The sequence below is a fragment of the Methylocystis silviterrae genome (assembly GCF_013350005.1).
In the GTDB taxonomy this organism is placed as follows: Bacteria; Pseudomonadota; Alphaproteobacteria; order Rhizobiales; family Beijerinckiaceae; genus Methylocystis; species Methylocystis silviterrae.
Genome location: NZ_JABVWW010000054.1, coordinates 1 through 1,494, shown reverse-complemented (window position 1 = coordinate 1,494; position 1,494 = coordinate 1). Strand labels below are relative to the sequence as shown.

The window sequence follows — 1,494 nt, the reverse complement described above, 5'->3', positions numbered from 1 at the left end:
TAGTTTTACTGTGTCATAAAGTTTGCCGCTGGATTTTTCGTTGGCAACACGGACATCGGAACAGCCGTCGCACCAAGGCGCGCGCCAACCTCGTGCGGATGCACGCGATAGATGAGACGACGTGGCGTTCGGGTCTGATCGGCGGATCCGCGGGGTCGATAACTGTCGGATAGGCGAGGCGCTTCGAGGATTGTGGTTTTGACGCCTGAGGGGGGAATCAGACTCCTCTCGGAGACCAGGAATCCATAGGCTGCGACGCAGAGAGCCATGTGGTGGTGAAAGCCGCGCCACCCTCGTCCTTCGTAATGATCGAGGCCGAGTTCTTGTTTGAGTTCCTGATAATCCCGCTCGATCCGCCAGCGCAATTTGGCGTGTTCGACGAGCGCCGAGATGGTCGTGTCCGGCGGCAAGGTCGAAAGCCAATATTTGGTCGGCTGGCTTTCAGCTTCGGGCCATTCGACGAGAAGCCATTCTTCGGCATGAGGCGTCGAACGCCAATAGTCGCGATGGGCAGGTCGAACTCGAACAGCAGCGAAACGGGAGGCGAGATTTTCGTTCGTGCCTTCGCGCCATGCGATCTCATGCCAAGCATCTTCCGGGAGCGACATCGCCAGTTGTTTGGTCGACATGGGTTTGTTTTGCGCATCGCGTCGCAGGAGCGTCGGAGGGCGTCCTTGGCCCGTCCATGTCTTCGGCGGCAACGGACCGGTTCCCGAAGACCAGAGGCGCGCGGAGGACTGAATGCCGACAACATAAGTCAGGCCCATCTTCATCAACGCAGTTCGGAACGCCGTATTGATCCCATAACCGGCGTCGGCCAAAACGACGCCAGCCGGCACACCTTCTGCTTGCGCGACGCGGATTTGATCGAGCGCGATCTGCGGTTTGGTCTTGAAGACGACGTCCTCGGGAACGCCAGCCTTACTGCGACGCCCCGAGTCCTTGGCCCAATCTTCCGGCAGATAAAGCCGAAAGGCGATCGGCAGACTTGCGTGATCGTTGGCGACTGACAAAGATACGGCGACTTGACAATTGTCTTGTTTGCCGAGTTGCCCGCAATATTGTCGCGTCACGCCGACCGAATGAACGCCCTGCTTGGGGAACCCCGTGTCATCGATGATCCACGCTTTTATGGCTCCATGCTTCTCGATCATCGGAAGAACATGAGTGCGCACCTGCCTCAACATCGCTTCATCGGACCACTCGGCCTTCGCGACGAAATGGTGGAGCGATTGATGCGCGGCCTGGACACGATTGGGCTCGACACGCGCGGCAATCGGTTCGACGCTCTTGCGTTCGCCCGGAAGGATCAAGCCGGTGCAATAGGAACGAAACGGCGCGATACGATCCGCATGTCCCAAGATCGACGACATCGACTCAACGAACCGACCTTCACTCCCTGGATCCAAGCCATTTCGATCCACAGCCCCCTCCGAATCGAGCGTGAATCCTCAAAATATCCCATTCTGCCATCTTATGACACAGTAAAACTAG

1 protein-coding gene is annotated in these 1,494 nt (G+C 57.8%); it reads right to left on the bottom strand.

Annotated elements, in window-relative coordinates; all coding sequences use genetic code 11:
* Window positions 1-5 precede the first annotated feature (5 nt).
* Window positions 6-1,373 (bottom strand): IS701 family transposase, encoded by a 1,368-nt coding sequence (locus HUN39_RS18910; protein ID WP_232366230.1) that lies wholly within the window; start codon window positions 1,371-1,373, stop codon window positions 6-8.
* Window positions 1,374-1,494 lie beyond the last annotated feature (121 nt).